This is a genomic window from Bacillus sp. V3-13, assembly GCF_002860165.1.
Lineage (GTDB): Bacteria > Bacillota > Bacilli > Bacillales > Cytobacillaceae > Bacillus_BJ.
On the sequence record NZ_PGUZ01000021.1, the window covers coordinates 1 to 18,286 of the forward strand.

An 18,286-nucleotide genomic window follows, 5' to 3' on the forward strand; every position below is an offset into this window, starting at 1 on the left:
TAAGTACAGTACGAATAACGGGATAGGTTTGTCTAATTATGGATAATCAACACTCATGGTTTTAAAATATAAAAAGAGAGCCTCATAGTTAGACTCTCTAATCAATAATTTAAAAATTAAGTTTAGCTGAGCTGTCCGATTGTCCCCATTCAAGCAGCTTCTGCTTTAGTTCGTTCTCCATCGTGATAAGATCCTGTTCTGCCTGACGTCGTTTGTTTCGGCCGTCTTCCTGGATGCGGATCGTTTCTTCCAGTGTCGAGATTAGGTTTTCCTGCGTTTTCTTTAAAGTTTCGATATCGACCAGGCCGCGCTCGTTTTCCTTGGCCGCTTCGATTGTATTGGTTTTCAGCATTTCTGCATTTTTTAAGAGCAGTTCATTTGTCGTCTTCGATACTTGCTTTTGCGCCTCTACAGCATGGCGCTGCCTGATTAACGTCAAGGCAATCGCAACCTGGTTCTTCCAAAGAGGAATCGCAGTCAGGATAGAGGATTGGATTTTCTCCACCAATAATTGATTTGTATTTTGAATAAGCCGGATTTGCGGCGCACTTTGAATAGTAATTTCACGGCTGAGCTTCAGGTCATACAAACGTTTGTCCAAACGATCGGCAAACTGCATCATATCGTTTACATCCTGAAAAGCCATCTGATCCTGTGTGGATTCCGCCTTCTTTTTCAGCTCGGGAATCGTTTTCTGATAGAGTTCCTCCAGCTTTAATTCCCCGGCAGCAATATAGACATTTAAAGCATGAAAGTATTCTTTATTATGCTCATAAAGTTTTTCAAGGAACTGAATATCCGATAATAATGTATTTTTACTGCGCTCAAGCTTGACTGTAACTCGATCGATTTGCGCACCTGTTTTTTGGTACTTTGAAAGAACCTCTTGAATTGAATTGGAAATTTTGCCGAACATACGCGAAAAAAAAGATCGCTTTTCCGGGGATAACTCATCCGGATTGACTTCGCTTAATCTTTTCATCAAATCACCCAGTATTTCGCCAACTTCGCCTACATCCTCTTTTTTCACATGCTCAAGCATCGAATGGGAAAATGTTAAAAGCTTCGACTGAGCTTGGGTACCGTACGAAATAATCGCCTGATGGTTCTTGGGGTCAATTTGATCGGCAAGCTGATAGGCCTTTTCCCGGCTTTCCGGCGGAATCACATCAATGAGTCTAGTCTGTTTAGAATCATCGACTTTGACTTGAGGGCTTGCAGATGTATTATCACCGAACGGATCTAAGAGCAAATCATCAAAAGCAGTGCCTGGTTCTTTATAAAGCGGGGATTTTTCGTTCATTACAATCTCCTTCCATCTTCATGTCTCGGATTAATTGTATACTTGACAACATCCAATTCATAATTTAAAGAATCGATATCGTTTGACAGAACTTGGTTTAAATCCTCTTCTATCGTCATGGATAATTCTTTTAAAGCTGTCCGTGTATCACGCAACGTAACAGCCAACTCCGGTTTTTTGTTCGGTTGAGCTGATAAAAACGCATACTTTTCAGCCAGTTCGACGATTGAGTCCAAATGGGAATAATAAAACTGTTCTGCCTGATAAAATCGCTTCGGCTCTTTTTTTGTGATCGTGTAAATTCTTTTCGTGATGCGGAGCGTCTCAAATGTTTGTCTGAAAGACGCGATATCTCTAACTTGGAAAAAGGCCTTTCGCAGTCGCTTGATCTTGGTTTTCGCCTCGTCCAAGTTTTTCTTAATGTACTTATATTCTTTTCTTCCAAGCTGATGCTTTTTTAAAAACCGTGACTTTAGAGAACTTTTAACTATTATGAACACAAGAAATGCACTTGCCAGCGAATACACTACGGACAGCCAGAAAGTCTGGTCAAAGACAACAAAGCTTATCAGCCACACAAAAACAGTGATTGGAAATAACAGCATCCAATAAAGGATAAATGATAAAAATGGATTCATAAGGACCGCTCCTGACCTAATTTCCTTAATATATTACGAAGACAATGATGCAAAGGTTTCAAATGCTCGACAATCTCATAAAGATAAAACTCAGTACACCTTTACGATTCTATGTCTAAATTATACCCGAAATCTGTCAACAATTTAAGTAGACCAGGTTTGTATTCTTTTCTAGGGCTTGAGACGTATGTGAAGCTTTTTCTTAAAACAAGATGAATTATGATTTCTAAAATAATTGAAAATGGGATCGAAAGCAGAGAAGAGATTAGAAAAAAATGCTGTTAGTTTCGCACTAACAGCATTTACTTAACGCTAATAAGCTAGCCTATTTCACAACTTTAAACTCAGATAAGCTCGTGCCCATTTTTTATCATTATAAAATCAAAAGTTCTTTCAAATTGAAAACTTTCTTCCTTTGCTTTGTTAATAATAGAACTCATTTTTTTCACTGTTGTTCCATGTAAAATTTCCTCCCCACATAATGGATTTGAACATACCTGTGCGGGAACATTTTGAAAATAAACAGGTTCACCAGCTATAAGTCTTTTAACAGTCACTAATTGATTATCTTTTAAAGCTGAGTTGCAGAATGGGCATTTCATTTTTAGATCAACTCCTTTATTATAATATTATTTTATGGTTGCCAGGTGATCAATAAGGTTTACAATTATGCAGAATCGCTTGTTTTATAAGTCGCCTAGATCAAATAAGTCCTAAACACTAATACTCTTCCCCATAAGAGCAGACTGACTGTTCAATTTAATAGCTTCCCAAATACTTTGATCACTAATTTGAATGCTTCCGTGAAGGTCCGAGATAGTGCGGGCAAGTCGGATAATCTTGATTTGTGAACGGTTGCTCCAATTTTTCTTTGTGGAAAGCTGATGAAGAATACGCTGTTGTTCTGCTGTCAGAGGACTTGTTTTTATAAGCAGGTCATAAGAAACCCTGCTATTGCATATTTCTTTTCCATAACGGTCGTATTGCCTGTTCCTTGCTTTTTCAACTCTTTTCCGCACTGTTTTTGAAGATTCTGTTTCTTTCTCCCTCGTTGCTTTAAAATCGACAGGCTTCAGGAAAAGATTAATATCAAATCGATCTCTCAGAGGACCTGAAAGCTTGTTTTGATAAGAGAGAATCTGTTTGGGCATACATGTGCAATAATGGCTATTAGAACCGGCATACCCACATGGGCAAGGGTTCATAGCCCCAATTAATATAAATGAAGCCGGATATTTAATCGTGACACGGGTGCGGCTGATCGTAATAAAGCCGTCCTCTAAAGGCTGACGGAGCATATCCAATGTTTTTTTCGGAAATTCTGCAATTTCATCCAAGAATAAAACTCCACGGTGAGCTAACGATATTTCACCTGGCTTCGGATTTTGTCCACCTCCAATAATCGAAACATCTGACGCAGAATGATGCGGATTTCGATAAGGAGGAACATGAGTATGAGGATAGGTGATACCTCTTAGCTGGTATAAACTGATCATTTCGAGTTGAGCTTCCTTGGTTAAGGTAGGTAAAATGGATGAAAAGCTTTCGGCCAGCAAACTTTTTCCACAACCGGGTGGACCTGTCATATAGACGTGATGTTCACCAGCAGCCGCCACTTCTAATGCATATTTAGCATAGCTATGGCCGATTATTTGCTGAAAGTCCATGAGGTTAATACTGGCAACTGGTTCTTTAGTTCTTGGGTGAAACGGGATAATTTCTTCTCCTGAGAGATGCTTAATCACCTCATGGAGTGATGAAACATAGATAATTTCCAAACCTTCAAATTCCAATACGGGAAGCTTTTCATCATAAGGCATATATAGCTTTGTTAAACCTACCTTTTTAGCTGCAAGAACCGCTGGCAGCATCCCTTCAACAGGGTGAATAGACCCATCTAAAGACAAGGCGCCAAGAAAACCGACATGATCAGGAATTTGAACCTCTATTCCCTTTAAGCCCAATAACACACTAATCGCCATTGGCAAATCATACATGGGTCCGTTTTTCTTTTGTTCAGGAGGAGAGAGGTTAATAACTACCTTTTGACAGGAAAGTGAGTATCCTAAGGAATTAAGGGCAGCAACAATCCGCTCTTTTGATTCTTTTATGGATGCATCCGGCAACCCGACAATTACAATAGAATCAATCCCTACAATAATTTTCACTTCAACATTCACTCGATATCCTTCCATTCCTTTTAATCCAATACTTGTCACTTTTACACACATGACTGCTCCTCCATTTCACTAATCTTCTTTTCCTCCACAAAAAGTCTGTAACAGTATGGTTTTGGTTCGCTAAAATAGGAATAAGTTTTTGTTTGATCGATATGAGGGTTTTGATTGAGGTTTATATAGAGGGATAGCTGCTCCATTGGTAATCGGCCAAATTCTCAACCATCTTGGCTTGCAAGGGATTGCGATGAATATAGCGGCTAACTTCTAAAAAGTAGTCATCCGTTTCAATCAATTTCGCACCATAGCGGCCCTGAAAAACGTGACCGTCTATTTTCAAACGTTGATTGAAATAAATGGCATAGCGAGAATGCAATTCTTTCATAACATGCTGTATGTGATGCTGGGCAGTTTCAAGTTGGAGATGGAGGTGATTTGTCATTAGACAATAGGAGTGTAATTTAAACGGAAACTTGTTGCGGACTTCTTCAAGAATCTCTAAATATTTTAAGTAGTCTAAGTGGTCGGTAAAAATGGCTGATCGTTTATTTCCCCGGGCCATAATATGATAGATCGCACCAGGATACCAAACACGATGTTTTCTCGGCATAAAACTCCTCCGTAATTATTTATTTACAGGAACAAGTGTTCCTGTAAATAAATAATAGAATATTCTATTTAAAACGTCAATGATTTCCTGCCTCTTCACAAAAAATTTTCCTTATTTACGTTTCACTTTATCACTTCACCGAATGCGGGGTCAGGCCCCTAAAAAGTTATTGACGAAATTGTTCATTAATTTTAAAATAGATTATGAAAATAGTTTTCATAGAAAGGGTGGTAATTGATGAGTGTTTTCTTTGAGAAGGCGCAGCGGTTTGGTAAATCATTTATGTTGCCGATTGCTGTTTTGCCTGCTGCCGGTCTTTTGCTTGGAATTGGTGGTGCTTTATCAAATCCGAATACTTTGAAAGCGTATCCGTTTTTGGATGTCGGCTGGCTTCAGGCGATCTTTCAAATTATGAGTGCCGCTGGTTCGATTGTTTTTGCCAATCTGGCCATTTTATTTGCAGTCGGTATTGCAGTTGGACTGGCCAAGTCTGATAAGGGCACGGCAGGTTTAGCGGCTGTGTTGGGGTATCTGGTTATGAATGCTTCCACTGGTGCAATGCTTGCGATAATGGGCAAGCTTGTAACTGAAAATCCAGCTGCTGTCGGACAGGGAATGATTCTTGGTATTCAAACCCTTGAAACTGGGGTATTTGGTGGAGCTGTTGTCGGGATTCTAACTGCATTCCTTCATAACCGTTATAATAAGGCACAGCTTCCGCAATTCCTGGGGTTTTTCGCTGGTTCCCGCTTTATTCCGATTATTACTTCATTCGCAGCTATCTTTCTTGGAGTATTGATGTTTATAATTTGGCCCCCTATTCAATCAGGAATCTTCAACATCGGCGGATTGGTTGAACAAACAGGCTATATTGGAACGCTGATTTACGGATTTATTTTAAGATTGCTCGGTCCATTCGGCCTTCATCATATCTTTTATATGCCGTTCTGGACAACAGGCCTTGGCGGTTCCTTAGTTGTCGACGGAACTCTTGTAGAAGGGACGCAAAAAATCTTCTTTGCCCAACTTGGCGATCCAAATACAGAACAATTTTATATCGGAACTTCACGGTTTATGTCCGGCCGATTTATTACGATGATGTTTGGTCTCATTGGGGCAGCACTGGCAATCTATCATACTGCAAGACCTGAAAATAAGAAAAAAGTCTTTGGATTAATGCTTTCAGCTGCTTTAACTTCTTTCTTAACCGGGATCACAGAACCAATCGAGTTTTCCTTCTTGTTTATCGCACCGATCCTGTATGTTATTCATGCGTTTTTTGATGGCCTTGCTTTTATGATGGCGCATATATTCGAGATTACAATCGGCCAAACCTTTTCAGGCGGATTTATCGATTTCATTTTATTCGGGATCTTGCAGGGTAATGAAAAGACAAACTGGATCTATGTCCCGATGATTGGAGCTGTCTGGTTTGCGCTTTATTACTTCACCTTCCGATTTGCGATCGTGAAATTCAAATTGCAAACCCCTGGCCGCGAACAAGAAAACGATTTAAATTTAGGTTTAATAGATTCAAGCGAAAGAGCGGCCATGATCACTAGTGCACTTGGCGGAAAAGAAAATATCAGTGATCTTGATTGCTGTGCGACAAGACTTCGTATCACCGTCAAAGATCCTGCACTCATTTCCGAGGAGAATTTAAAGCAAACCGGTGCGAGGGGAATCATTATAAAAGGAAATGGGGTTCAGGTAATCTATGGCCCTCATGTTACCATTATTAAAAATGAAATAGAGGAATTGATAGGAGCCTAACTCAATGCAGACAACTATATTACAACAAGTGAAAAACAACTTAATTGTTTCATGCCAGGCACTTGAAGACGAACCGCTGCACAGTTCGATGATTATGGGGAGAATGGCTTTAGCTGCACAACAAGGCGGTGCAGCGGGAATCCGTGCCAATACAAGAGCTGACATCGAGGAAATTAAGAAAACGGTCGATTTACCGGTTATCGGGATTGTAAAACGGAAATATCCTGACTCTGAGGTTTTCATTACTCCAACAATAGAGGAAATCGATGAAGTGACTGCTTCCGGGAGTGAAATGGCTGCCCTCGATGCAACGAACAGAACAAGGCCAAATGGTGCGAAGCTTTTTGACTTAATAAAAGATGTTAGAGAGAAGTACCCTCATCTTTTATTAATGGCAGACATTTCAACTTTAGATGAAGCAATAAACGCAGAAGAACTGGGGTTCGACTGTGTGTCAACCACTTTAATCGGCTATACGAATGAAACTGAAGGCCGGAAAGTGTATGAGAACGATTTTGAAATATTGAAGAAAATAGTGAAATCAGTTAAAGTCCCGGTTATTGCCGAAGGAAGCATTTTAACGCCTGAAATGGCAAAACGCTGCCTTGAAGTTGGCGCGCACTCAGTTGTAGTAGGCGGGGCGATCACAAGGCCACAGCAAATCACCCAAAGATTTACCGAGCATATGAAAAAGAGTTGACGAAGAAAACTCCCGGATTTTCGGGAGTTTTTTATTGACTCTCTTCCCGCATTGAATGAATAACTTTCAGCGTTTTTTCCCGTTTAGCAAGAAGGTCTTCATCTTCCAGGAGCAGCAAAGAAATGACATCCAGCACATAAAGAATCGAAAGCTGGCTATTAATAAATTGATCATCATTCAAAATCTTTGTACTTGAGGTGAAAAGAACTTCTTCTGACAAATTCGTTAACGGGGTGTGATTATGATTTGTGATGCTGACAATTTTGCTCCCATTCTGTTTGGCGATTCCGGCTGCTTTTATAATTTCTTCGGTAATTCCGGAGTTGGAGATGCAAATAACAAGATCTTTTTCACCTGCAAGGGAGCTGCCCATCAACATCATATGAGGATCAATGACGGCGTCGACAATCAGACCCATCCTCATCAGACGATATTTCAATTCAAGCGCCGTTAATCCCGAACTTCCGATTCCAAAAATGAGGATTTTTTCGGCTTCTTTGATCATTTGTACGACAGTAGTGACTTTGTCTCTATCAATCAGAGATACAGTTGAATCAACTACCTGCTGATAAAAACTTTCAACTTTTCCAAAACTGTTCTTATGATCCTTTTCCCCTTCCAATTCCCTGTTCAGCATCACTTTAAATTCCATAAAGCTGCTGCATTCAATCTTTTTACAAAAGCGGGTAATCGTCGAAGTAGACGAATTTGTCTTCTCGGCTAAATCCTTAATATTAATGTTTAAGATCGAGCTTTTATTCTCCAAAATATAATCTGCAATTTCCTTTTCCTTCGCGGAAAATTGCGGGTAATTAATCTGGATTTGATCCAACACATTGTATTTTCTCATATATGCCCCTCTAACTTAATTTCTCTCCTTCATTATCTCAAAATATTCGTTAAAGTTGAAATATGATCTTTTAGGTCGTTGTTACTTATATTTCACTTTATCACTTCACCGCATGTGGGGTCAGGCCCCAAAAAAGCACCGTTTGAACCTGATTAGAGTTTGTTTGAATTTCAACTTTATTTTCTTTCACTTCCAATACTTCCAAAGGTTTTTCATTTAAGTTTGCTCGATAGACCTGTCTCACACCTGAGCCAAATTCAAATGAAGCCAGCTCGGTGTTATCGGTTGGATTGTAAAAACGGAGGACTAGACGATCATCCTTTTCCGCTTTTTTCAACGTGCTTAATACAACTTGCGGATTTGTTTCTTTCATTAGACTAAAACTTACTGGTGTTTTCACGGATGCTTGATTGAGTTTCATCGCATTGTATGGAATCTTATTATAAAGATGGATCGGTGTTAAATATTCTTTTGCCAATCGACCGATACTTGCCTCTGAGGCCTCCCCTTTCTGGATGCTAATCGCAAAGTCCAAAGTTAATTTTCCGAGCATTTGCGAATCAGGGGTAGGCAGCTTAATGCCAGAAGGACGTCCGGGTCTGCGAAGCAATTCTTCTTTACCGAGAAATCCTATACTTCTAAATAGGGTTATGGCGACAGTGTCGTATTCTTCCCCTACAATTTCATATTCTCTCGTACTGTTTGTTAAAATGTATACTCCATACTCTTTATTTGTAAGGCCGGTAAAACTCAGCATTGGATATATCGAATCCGGACGCTCATCCCAATTCTCTTCTTCCCAGACTTCCATAGCTTCATCATATACTCTTCGTTTAATCATGCCGAACTGATTATCGGCGACAGAAAATGCCGATACTATGCCGGTCGGGATAAGAGCTCTTAAGCGGTGGTCCCTGGCATGGTTCACGACTTCGAACTTTACTTCGATTATCGGTTTATGTTTAGGAACAGTTAATACAATGTGAACATCCACTGAACTATTTATTGTTTTTTGCTTTCTGTCCTCTAAACTTTCTGGGACCTCTAAAGTATATCGGATGTCGATGAATGAGGTGTATTGGTTCTCCGTTATCTCAATTGCGGCCTTTACGTGTTCACTGTAGATAAGCTCTTCACCCGGCAATGGGGAATAGTCATATTCATCTCCATCATCCCCGCCGTTCTCAAGCAACAGTACTTGTTCAAACGTTTGATTAATTTTTTTATCGTAGATATTAATCGAACCGTTCGAGTTAACAGTTATGTCAAAGAAATCCGTGGAAACACTATCTGCTGAACACAGTGTGGGTTCCATCTCCCGGGTATCCTCAACAACAAAATACGTTTTATAACCTAAAGAGGGGATGCTGTCCCTTAATTGAACCGTATATTTAATAAAAGGATCGTAGTTTCCATAGTGAACAATTTGCCGGTCAATTAAGCCCGGATCGATGATTTCGCTTTTTAAAACTTCAAATTCAATTTCCTCTTCTTCTTCGGTCAGTAGCTTGAATGAATTGAACTTGGAAATCACTGTTGCTGTCATTACTTCATCACGAACGTAAGGAAGGAAGTTAAATGCGGTAAGGCGATCGTAATTCCAGTCCGTTCCCATTGAGTCTACAATTTTCCGTTTATAAAACTCTATCAATTGATCAACCTTTTCTTCAGCAAGGGCGAATCGGTTATAGATTTCTTGATGGACCTTGTCAGAGCAGCAACAGCCAATACTGTCATGAGCGTGATTCTTCATCATTTCTTTCCAGATTAGTTCGATCAAACCGTGGTGGTATTCGAAACCGAGACTATAAGCCAGAGATGCGAGCGGCTCTAAAATATTGGTCAATTTGTTTTCGATTCTTGCATTCGCAGCTTTAATATCCATTCTTGTAGAATAAATACTCCGATGAACACGCATGTATTTCCCGTCCAGAAACTCACCTTTCAAGGCAGGCAGATCACTATTTTTCTCAATTTCAGCAAAGACGTTCTCATACCTGCTCAAGAAAAACTCGCGATCTGGATATAACTTGCTAAGCTTTTCGATTATAGTAAAAATATTTTTTTGAATCGGCATTTGATCATGGCCGTTCGGCAGGATAATATTTTCTGTTGTAGCACCTTGGTCTAAAACGGTAAAATATTTGTCAATACGCTCCTGAAGCTTTTCTTCATCCTCGGGTAAGTATTTGCCAATGGCATAGCCTAATGGAAATAACTGAACAAGTACCTTGGAGCCATCATCAGCTTCCCAATAAAATTCTGTTTTATCTGTGCCATGACGTTCTGAAGTACCCCGCCAAAATATAGAATACTTAATCTCGAAACCTCTTAATATTTGCGGCATTTGAGAAGATTGTCCAAATGAATCCGGGAGATAGCCAATCTTCATATAACTTCCAAACTCTTCACTATCTTTAATTCCATACAACAAATTACGAACAATCGACTCCCCGCCCACAACCATTTCATCTGTTTGCGTATACCAGGGGCCAATGATAAGTTTGCCCTCCTGCACAAGCTTTTTTACTCGTTCCTTGTTCTCGGGCTTAACTGCGAAGTAATCTTCTAAAATAGCTGTTTGGCCATCGAGAACGTAGTAAGGGTAATCCGGATTGTTCTCCAATGTTTCCAAAATTTCTTCCATATTATTAACTAAAAGAATTCTTGATTCCTCAGTTGTAAAGTACCATTCTCTATCCCAGTGCATATGCGGGACAATATGAACCTTTTTCATGATGTCCTCCAATCTTTTAGACGCTCGAGTGATTCAAAACCACACAAGCTGCTTATGCTGCAGCTTGTGTGGCATTTCTCTTGCCATTTTCTTTGTTCAGTTTGTTTTTCCGGGTTACAATTAGTAAAAGCATTGATACCAATGCACCGAGAAGCGCGGCACCCAGCCATATACCCGCTCCAATCAGAACCGGTTTTCCTTGCAGCAATGCCAGTGAGAATATTCCAGCACCGGGTACATTTAAACCGATTTGAAAATAGGAAACAATCGCTCCGGTGATCGCTGAGCCGACGATTAATGAAAAAATAACGCGTAGCGGATCTCTCATCGCAAATGGAATCGCTCCCTCAGTAATACCTGCCAGCACCAATAGCCAGGTTTGCTTACCGACCTCAATTTCTTCTTTATCATAGTATTTTCCAGCAACAATCGTTGCACCGGTGATCGCAAATCCAGAAACCATTTTGACGGATGCAAAGGCCGCATAAGGAACAAAGTTGCCGCTTGCCATTGCCCCGATACAAAAAGTATAAGCTGCTTTGTTGACTGGCCCGCCAAGGTCAAAGGATACCATTGCCCCGAGAACCGCACCTAACAAAATCGCATTTGTACCAGACATGCCCTCCAACCAGCTGAGCAAGCCCTGATTTAAAAATGCCAGCGGTTTTCCCACTACAAACAACATAATAGATCCAACGACAAGCGTACCGACAACCGGATATAGCCAGAAGCTGATAAAACCGGCAAAAGTTCCTTTTGGCTTTATTGTTTGTTTCAAATATTTTAGAAAATAACCTGCTAAAATACCTCCAAGCATACCGCCCAGGAAGCCACTGCCGATTAAGTTTGCCGCTACCCCTGCTGCAAACCCGGGCCCTAAAGCAGGCTTATCGGCAATGGAATAAGCCATATAGGCTGCAAGAATAGGCACCATTAACGTACCCAGTAAGGTTCCACCCAGCTGTCTCAGTAACCAGAGCCACGATCCTTCCGTATTGTAAACTTCCTGGAGACCAAGAGCCTGGGCAATCAATACAGCTGCAGCCAGAGTCATGCCACCGGCTACAATAACCGGAATGATATAAGAAATACCTGTTAAAATAGAATCCTTAATTTCTGTTTTAAAGCTTTTTTTATCATTGTCTTCAAACCCGGCATCTGTACCGGAATAACCTTTTTTAGGCACACTTTCAGATTTCTCAATGGCCTGGGCTACGATTCCTTTTGCATTCTTAAGCGGAGTGGCAACTGAAGTTTTAATTTTCGGAAGATGGCTATACCTCTCCTCATTTTTGACCGCGACATCAGTGGCAAAAATAACAGCATCCGCTTTGCTCAACATAGGCTGTGTATGACGGTCCTCTATACCGTTTGCTCCCTGCTTTTCCACATAAATGTCGACTCCCAGTTCTTTTCCAGCCTTAACAAGTGCTTCAGCTGCCATGTAAGTATGCGCAATACCGGCCGGGCAAGCGGTGACAGCCAAAATGGTTTTATTGATTTTCTTTACTGCCTCGGCTTTTTCTTCTATTCTTTCGATATCCAGATTTTCATATAATTCAATATTTGTTGTTGAATTCAACAACCGATTTTTATATTCCTCATCTGATAACCTTTTAACCAGTTCTGATAATAACGACAGATGCGTTGAACCGCTTTCATTTTCCGGAATAGCTAACAAAATAATTAACTTTACTTCATTGTTGGGATCGATGCTTTCCCACAGTGTTATAGGATCTTGAAGTGTTGCAATCGCAAAGGCAGGTTCTTTCACCGTTGTGGATTTACCATGTGGGATTGCCAGTCCGCCTTCAAAGCCGGTAGGAGACAACTGTTCCCTCTCCATGACAGAATGATAGAAATTTTCTTCGGAGTGTAATTTGCCTGCTTCATAAAGTTTTTTGACTAAGAACTTTATGGCTTCATCTTTAGATACAAATGATTGATGAATGCTAATTAATTCTGGTGATGTTACACTTGCTAACTGCATCTGCTAAACCCCCTTATTTATTGATTTGTATGATTACATTTATCGTAGCATTAAAAAAAATAAGAAGAGATTTCTTCTTATTTTTACACGAGTTATATTCAGAAAAGCGCTTTCACGTGTATTTATACACACTTCCCGGCTTCATTCCATATATATTCTGATAACACTCTCAGCACAATCACCAGCGAAGTTTTGTCTGTCACATTATAGCCATTTAAAACTTTTTTAGGGGCATGACAATATAGATTGATATCCGCCAACCTTTGCAGGGAATTCGCATTAAAATGAGTGAGCGATATAATTGTAATCACTCTCTCTTTCCCCAGCTCTGCCATCTTTAACACCTGATCCGTTTCACCGGACAAACTGATCAGAAAGAGAACATCCTTACTTTTAAGTTCTTCGATTCCATGCCTAATTTCGTGAGGATGAATGTAAAACTCCGTTTGCTTTCCAGTAACCTTTAAATTCTTCACTAACATTTCACAAAAAGGGACAGTATCACCTACCCCGTAAACAAGAATCTTTTTTGCCTCACGAAGTATTTTTGAAACCATTTCTATTTTATCCATATCGATTAACTGAAACGTTTTTTGTACGGTTGCATGAAGGTCCCCCTCAAGCTCACCATGTCCTTCAAGTTCAGACTCCAGCTCATCTTTAAGGCTGTTCTTCAGTTGCGAGAAACCATCATAGCCCAGCTTTTTTGATAATCTCGTAATCGTATTCGGAACCGTATACAAAGAAGCAGCAAGCGATTGTATGGACAGGCTAACGACAAGCTTTTTATTGCTCATAATGTACTCAATGATTTGGTCATCTGTATCGTTGAGCTTATATTCATATTTGCGTGCCCGTTCTTCTAAAAACATAACAAACACCCCTGCTTTTCTTTGCGTAACTTTAAATTTATCTTATTATAACAATTCGTTTTCGGGAACCAAAAATACTAATCAAATCGCACTACTCTGCCGACTTATCTCTGGCCGTTAAACCTGAATCCCAAGCTTAGATAAAGGTTGATAGCCCGATTGTTCGTTATTTGGGTTTTTAAGTACGCCTCTTTATGGAACTGGGAAAGCCGTTGCAGTGTGGCAGATAACAATGGTTTGGCCAGTTTTTTTCCCTGATATTCAGGGAGAATTGCAACCCAGTGAATTCGTCCCATTGCTATGTTGTCTTTATCAAACCATGCTGATGCTGTTCCTATTGCCTGGCCCTGTTTATTTTCCAGGAAAAATACCCGCTTTTTTACTTCCTCCAAATAAGGTTTATACTCCCAATCAAAGCGCTCGACTGCTTTTTCGACACTTTCAAATTCTTTTGCAGCAGTTAATATCGTCGCCCACCGCTCCAAGTCTTCTAGTTCAAAGTTCCTAATGCTATAATTTAAAGGAAGCGAGCAGGGCGGAATAAAATTTAAATCATGCTTCATGACTAGCGATCTTGTTCCCATGTCAATACCTCGTTTTTTATTACTATTGTACCATCCTATCCATATGTCCTGATATTCACTTTTATATTTAGAGCATAGATTCATACAGGAATAAGGGGGATCATGATGAATAAAAGACAAGCCGAAATATTACTTATTCTCCTGGAAAATGAGCAAAAAGACTTTTCTGTACAAATGCTTGCAGATAAAGTCGATTGTTCAGAAAAAACGATCCGCAATGATTTTAAAATGATTGATGATTGGCTGGAAAAGGAGTCGAACATCGTTTTAGTAAGGAAGCCGAGTGTCGGGGTGTATTTGGAAGGGAGCAAAGAAGATAAAAATGAGCTCCTTCAGAAGGTTAAGCTTGAAAAAGGTGAGGGAATTTCCGAAAATGTCCGGAAACTTACTATCGTTAAAATGCTTTTGTTAACAAATGATATTTTAACGATGCAAGAGTTGGCAAGTGAATTTTTCATTAGTAAAGCCGTTGTCCGGAATGACCTGGAAGAAATCGAAGAGTGGCTCCGGAAGTACCATCTCCAGCTCATAATAAAGCCAAAGCAAGGAATCAGAATTGTTGGCAATGAACGGGATCGCAGGATTGCCTTTGCACAGATCACGCAAATGTTAATGCAATCTACAGATGAGGAAAGGAAAGTGCTCGAAAGCATTTTTTCTCCTGGTGATATTGTGATTGTAAAAAACGGGCTAAAAAAAATCGAGCGGCAGTTGGGTTATTCTTTTACCGATGAAGCGTTGGAAAACTTGATTACACATATCCTGATTTCAATTAAAAGAGTTAAGCTTGGCAATAAAATCAGAATCAGTACTGAGGATCTATATAAAGTGAGGGACAAGCCTGAATATGCAGCTGTGCAGAGCTTAATAGGAGAACTCGAGAAAATGATGGCAGTTAAACTGCCGCAAGAAGAAGTTGCCTATATGACATTAAGGCTGTTGGGAACAAAGATATATTATAACTTCACAATCGATCCAGCTAAACATAATGAAGAACTTTTCAAGTTCGACCCTGCCGTTGTTTCTTATGCAAAAAAATTGATTTCGACAGTATCAGATGTCTCAGGAGAACGCTTTGATGCAGATGAATATTTACTGTTAGGCCTGGTCTCACATTTACAAACAGCTTTCTACCGTTTAAAGAATGCTTTTCCGGTAGCAAACCCAATGCTGCATGAGATTAAGAGAACGTATTTCAGCCTATTCGAGATCATATATTATGTTTTGCCGACATTGGAAGAAGAATTAGATATTTTCATACCAGAAGATGAAATTGCTTATATTGTCTTACACTTCCAGGCATCTTTAGAAAGAATGCAGAAAAGGAACGCTGAAAACTTAAAAGTCCTGATTGTTTGCTCAATGGGGATTGGGATGTCGCAGCTATTGCAAACGAAGCTGGAACGTAAATTCCACTCCCTCAACATCGTTGGGGCAACCTCTGTTAACGAAGCAAAAAAAGAAATTCAAACGAAAAATCCAGACTTTATTATCAGCACGGTTCCCTTTGAATCGGAAGGAATTCCAATCATTAAAGTATCGCCTTTATTAATGCTTGATGAAGAAAGAAAAATTGACGAATTTATTCACTCCTATACAAATGACAAGGATCAGCTTAAGTATCCTGCGATACGGCTTCTTTTGGATGAAGATCTTATGTTTGTCAATGTCCAACCGAAAAGCCGTGCAGAACTAATTGAACAATTGGCTGATGCCATGGAAGAGAAGGGTTTTACAGATAGTCGGTATAAAGAAAGTATTTTGCAACGCGAACAGCAGTCGTCAACGGTTATTAATGGAGGAATTGCCATTCCCCATGGAAGCCCTGATTTTGTCCATGAAGCAAGGATTGCCGTCGCTGTGTTCAACGAACCAATTCAATGGGGGAACAATCCCGTCTCAATCGTGTTCATGCTGGCGATCAGCCATAAAGATAAAGGTTTACTAAAGGAATTATTCAAGGACATCTCCCGTTTGGCGGACGATGAACAGGCACTCACGAAGTTAAAAGAACTTAAGACCCTACCAGAAATTCTCGATTTCTTTTAATCCATATGAAACCCTTTTCATATAATTTTCTTTTGCCGGAAGTTACGGTAAAAGAAAAACTATATTTCGACATTTTTCGCATACAATCGAAAGTGTAAAGAGATAAAAGAAATATTGTTGGGGGGATTAAAAGATGAAACTATTAGCGATTACCTCTTGTCCAAATGGGATCGCCCATACGTACATGGCAGCGGAAAACATACAGAATGCTGCGAAAAGTTTGGGCATCGAAATGAAGGTGGAGACGCAAGGATCAATCGGAGTAGAAAATGAGCTGACAGCTGAAGAAATTGCACAAGCGGACGGGATTATCATTGCCGCTGACAAAACAGTTGATAAAAGCCGCTTCGTAGGGAAAAAATTAATTGAAACAGGTGTACAAGAAGGCATTCATAATGCTGAAGGCCTGATTAAGCAATTTCAGACTGGCAATGTAGCAGTATATAAAGGTAATTTAAAGTCAGTCAGTGAAGTGAAAGAAGAGAGAAAACAGAAACAAAATCCTGTGTATCGCCACTTGATGAATGGTGTTTCCTATATGATTCCGTTTGTCGTCGTCGGCGGTTTACTTATTGCCCTGGCGTTAGCGATTGGCGGCCAGCCAACGGATACTGGCTTACAAATTCCTGAAGACTCTATCTGGAACCAGATCTTAAATGTCGGCGCTGCAGGTTTTACGTTTATGGTACCGATTTTAGCCGGCTTTATTGCAATGAGTATCGCTGACCGCCCTGGTCTTGCTCCCGGTATGATCGGTGGATATATCGCAGCAAACGGCAGCTTTTATGATAGTGAAGCCGGGGCAGGATTCCTTGGTGGCATTTTAGCCGGTTTCGCCGCAGGTTATATTGCTAAATGGATTAAAACGTGGAAGGTTCCAAAGGTGATCCAGCCGATTATGCCAATCCTGGTCATTCCATTATTGGCTTCCCTGCTGGTCGCCTCCCTGTTTATCTTTATTGTCGGTGCTCCAATTGCCGGTTTGATGGATGGATTAACTTCATTCTTAAACGGAATGCAAGGTGCAAGCAGCATTGTGTTGGCATTGATTTTAGGAGCAATGATTTCGTTCGATATGGGAGGCCCTGTTAATAAAGTTGCCTTCTTATTCGGTGCAAGTATGATCGGTGCTGGAAATGTTGAAATCATGGGCTCTATCGCTGCAGCGATTTGTATTCCTCCACTTGGAATGGGTCTTGCTACAGTTTTAAATAAGAAGAAATATGAAAAAGCAGAACAAGAAGCAGGAAAAGCTGCTCTTGCGATGGGACTTGTCGGGATCACCGAGGGGGCGATTCCATTTGCAGCTAAAGATCCATTGCGTGTTATTCCAAGTATTATGGTTGGATCAATGGTAGCCGCTGTGATCGCGATGATCGGGAATGTTGGAAACAATGTACCGCATGGCGGACCAGTTGTCGCAGTACTCGGAGCGATTTCAAACCCGGTCATGTACTTTTTAGGAATTATCGTTGGTGTGGTCGTCACTGCGTTTATGGTTAATATGCTTAAGAAAAATGTTTAACAGGTGGAAAGGATGAAAAAAAGTGAAATTAACTGATCTAATGAATAAGGAACTTATTGATATTAACTTAAACGGAATCACACAGGATGACATTATCGATGAGTTAATTGATAAGTTAGATCAAGCGAATGCTCTTTCGTCCAAAAAGGACTTTAAAGAAGCTATTTTAACGCGTGAACAACAAGGCAGTACCGGAATCGGCTTTGAAATCGCGATTCCACATGGAAAGTCGAATGCAGTTAAAACTCCGCAGGTGACTTTCGGCATCAAACAGAACGGAGTCAACTGGAATAGTGCGGACGGCAAGGATGCAAAGCTCATCTTCATGATCGCCGTTCCAGAAGAAAGTGCCGGGAATGATCATTTGAAAATATTGCAAATGCTGGCGAGAAAGTTAATGAACGAACAGTTCAGAACGTCGCTAATTAATGTGAGATCTGTTGATGAAGCTTATGATTTGTTGGCGGAAATTCAATAA

The 18,286-nt window shown here is 40.2% G+C and carries 13 protein-coding genes and 1 pseudogene; 4 read left to right on the forward strand and 10 right to left on the reverse strand.

Annotation, left to right across the window (positions count from 1 at the left end):
- Positions 1-109: 109 nt before the first annotated feature.
- The 5 genes from CU633_RS08500 to CU633_RS08520 all read right to left on the reverse strand — a co-directional run bounded on the left by CU633_RS08500 (position 110) and on the right by CU633_RS08520 (position 4,728).
- Positions 110-1,303: a toxic anion resistance protein gene (locus tag CU633_RS08500; protein ID WP_101659397.1), complete on the reverse strand. Its 1,194-nt coding sequence runs from the start codon at positions 1,301-1,303 to the stop codon at positions 110-112.
- The gene (locus CU633_RS08505) at positions 1,303-1,941 is read right to left on the reverse strand and encodes a 5-bromo-4-chloroindolyl phosphate hydrolysis family protein (protein WP_101659399.1); all 639 of its coding nucleotides are present in this window, start codon (positions 1,939-1,941) and stop codon (positions 1,303-1,305) included. Before CU633_RS08505 ends, CU633_RS08500 begins: the two co-directional genes overlap by 1 nt.
- 344 nt (positions 1,942-2,285) lie before the next feature.
- On the reverse strand, positions 2,286-2,543 hold the full coding sequence (locus tag CU633_RS08510; protein WP_101659401.1) for a YgiT-type zinc finger protein: 258 nt from the start codon (positions 2,541-2,543) through the stop codon (positions 2,286-2,288).
- 111 nt (positions 2,544-2,654) lie between these two features.
- Positions 2,655-4,172, reverse strand: coding sequence for a YifB family Mg chelatase-like AAA ATPase (locus CU633_RS08515; protein WP_101659403.1), 1,518 nt, complete (start codon positions 4,170-4,172; stop codon positions 2,655-2,657).
- A gap of 121 nt (positions 4,173-4,293) precedes the next feature.
- Positions 4,294-4,728, reverse strand: a complete 435-nt coding sequence (locus CU633_RS08520; protein ID WP_257958571.1) for a transposase — start codon at positions 4,726-4,728, stop codon at positions 4,294-4,296.
- Positions 4,729-4,965: 237 nt separating this feature from the next.
- On the opposite strand from CU633_RS08520, the gene CU633_RS08525 reads away from it, so the two are divergent.
- Positions 4,966-6,501: a maltose/glucose-specific PTS transporter subunit IIC gene (locus CU633_RS08525; RefSeq protein ID WP_101659405.1), complete on the forward strand. Its 1,536-nt coding sequence runs from the start codon at positions 4,966-4,968 to the stop codon at positions 6,499-6,501.
- A gap of 16 nt (positions 6,502-6,517) precedes the next feature.
- Complete coding sequence (locus CU633_RS08530) at positions 6,518-7,201, forward strand: N-acetylmannosamine-6-phosphate 2-epimerase (RefSeq protein WP_219620951.1); 684 nt, start codon at positions 6,518-6,520, stop codon at positions 7,199-7,201.
- Positions 7,202-7,232: 31 nt separating this feature from the next.
- Here the strand turns inward: CU633_RS08530 and CU633_RS08535 are convergent, their stop codons facing one another.
- The 5 genes from CU633_RS08535 to CU633_RS08555 form a co-directional block, all read right to left on the reverse strand.
- A complete protein-coding gene (locus CU633_RS08535; RefSeq protein WP_101659410.1) occupies positions 7,233-8,051 on the reverse strand; it encodes a MurR/RpiR family transcriptional regulator in 819 nt (272 codons plus the stop codon).
- Between the two features lie 100 nt (positions 8,052-8,151).
- Complete coding sequence (mngB, locus tag CU633_RS08540) at positions 8,152-10,788, reverse strand: mannosylglycerate hydrolase (RefSeq protein ID WP_101659412.1); 2,637 nt, start codon at positions 10,786-10,788, stop codon at positions 8,152-8,154.
- A 52-nt stretch (positions 10,789-10,840) separates the two neighbouring features.
- Entirely contained in the window at positions 10,841-12,778 is a 1,938-nt protein-coding gene (gene mngA / locus CU633_RS08545; protein ID WP_101659413.1) for a PTS 2-O-a-mannosyl-D-glycerate transporter subunit IIABC, read from the reverse strand.
- Between the two features lie 122 nt (positions 12,779-12,900).
- Entirely contained in the window at positions 12,901-13,650 is a 750-nt protein-coding gene (locus tag CU633_RS08550; RefSeq protein WP_101659415.1) for a MurR/RpiR family transcriptional regulator, read from the reverse strand.
- Between the two features lie 104 nt (positions 13,651-13,754).
- On the reverse strand, positions 13,755-14,234 hold the full coding sequence (locus CU633_RS08555; protein WP_180954916.1) for a GNAT family N-acetyltransferase: 480 nt from the start codon (positions 14,232-14,234) through the stop codon (positions 13,755-13,757).
- A 105-nt stretch (positions 14,235-14,339) separates the two neighbouring features.
- Here CU633_RS08555 and CU633_RS08560 point away from each other — a divergent pair, with 105 nt between their 5' ends.
- Together CU633_RS08560 and CU633_RS08565 are read left to right on the forward strand one after the other, a co-directional pair.
- The gene (locus CU633_RS08560; RefSeq protein ID WP_180954917.1) at positions 14,340-16,283 is read left to right on the forward strand and encodes a BglG family transcription antiterminator; all 1,944 of its coding nucleotides are present in this window, start codon (positions 14,340-14,342) and stop codon (positions 16,281-16,283) included.
- A gap of 133 nt (positions 16,284-16,416) precedes the next feature.
- Positions 16,417-18,286 (forward strand): annotated as a pseudogene (locus CU633_RS08565) (fructose-specific PTS transporter subunit EIIC).

Bases quoted from the DNA above. Each gene is read 5' to 3' on its own strand.
- CU633_RS08525 (WP_101659405.1), top strand. From the start codon at position 4,966: ATGAGTGTTTTCTTTGAGAAGGCGCAGCGGTTTGGTAAATCATTTATG.
- CU633_RS08505 (WP_101659399.1), bottom strand. From the start codon at position 1,941: ATGAATCCATTTTTATCATTTATCCTTTATTGGATGCTGTTATTTCCA.
- CU633_RS08520 (WP_257958571.1), bottom strand. From the start codon at position 4,728: ATGCCGAGAAAACATCGTGTTTGGTATCCTGGTGCGATCTATCATATT.
- CU633_RS08560 (WP_180954917.1), top strand. From the start codon at position 14,340: ATGAATAAAAGACAAGCCGAAATATTACTTATTCTCCTGGAAAATGAG.
- CU633_RS08500 (WP_101659397.1), bottom strand. From the start codon at position 1,303: ATGAACGAAAAATCCCCGCTTTATAAAGAACCAGGCACTGCTTTTGAT.
- CU633_RS08515 (WP_101659403.1), bottom strand. From the start codon at position 4,172: ATGTGTGTAAAAGTGACAAGTATTGGATTAAAAGGAATGGAAGGATAT.
- mngA (WP_101659413.1), bottom strand. From the start codon at position 12,778: ATGCAGTTAGCAAGTGTAACATCACCAGAATTAATTAGCATTCATCAA.
- mngB (WP_101659412.1), bottom strand. From the start codon at position 10,788: ATGAAAAAGGTTCATATTGTCCCGCATATGCACTGGGATAGAGAATGG.
- CU633_RS08510 (WP_101659401.1), bottom strand. From the start codon at position 2,543: ATGAAATGCCCATTCTGCAACTCAGCTTTAAAAGATAATCAATTAGTG.
- CU633_RS08555 (WP_180954916.1), bottom strand. From the start codon at position 14,234: ATGGGAACAAGATCGCTAGTCATGAAGCATGATTTAAATTTTATTCCG.
- CU633_RS08550 (WP_101659415.1), bottom strand. From the start codon at position 13,650: ATGTTTTTAGAAGAACGGGCACGCAAATATGAATATAAGCTCAACGAT.
- CU633_RS08535 (WP_101659410.1), bottom strand. From the start codon at position 8,051: ATGAGAAAATACAATGTGTTGGATCAAATCCAGATTAATTACCCGCAA.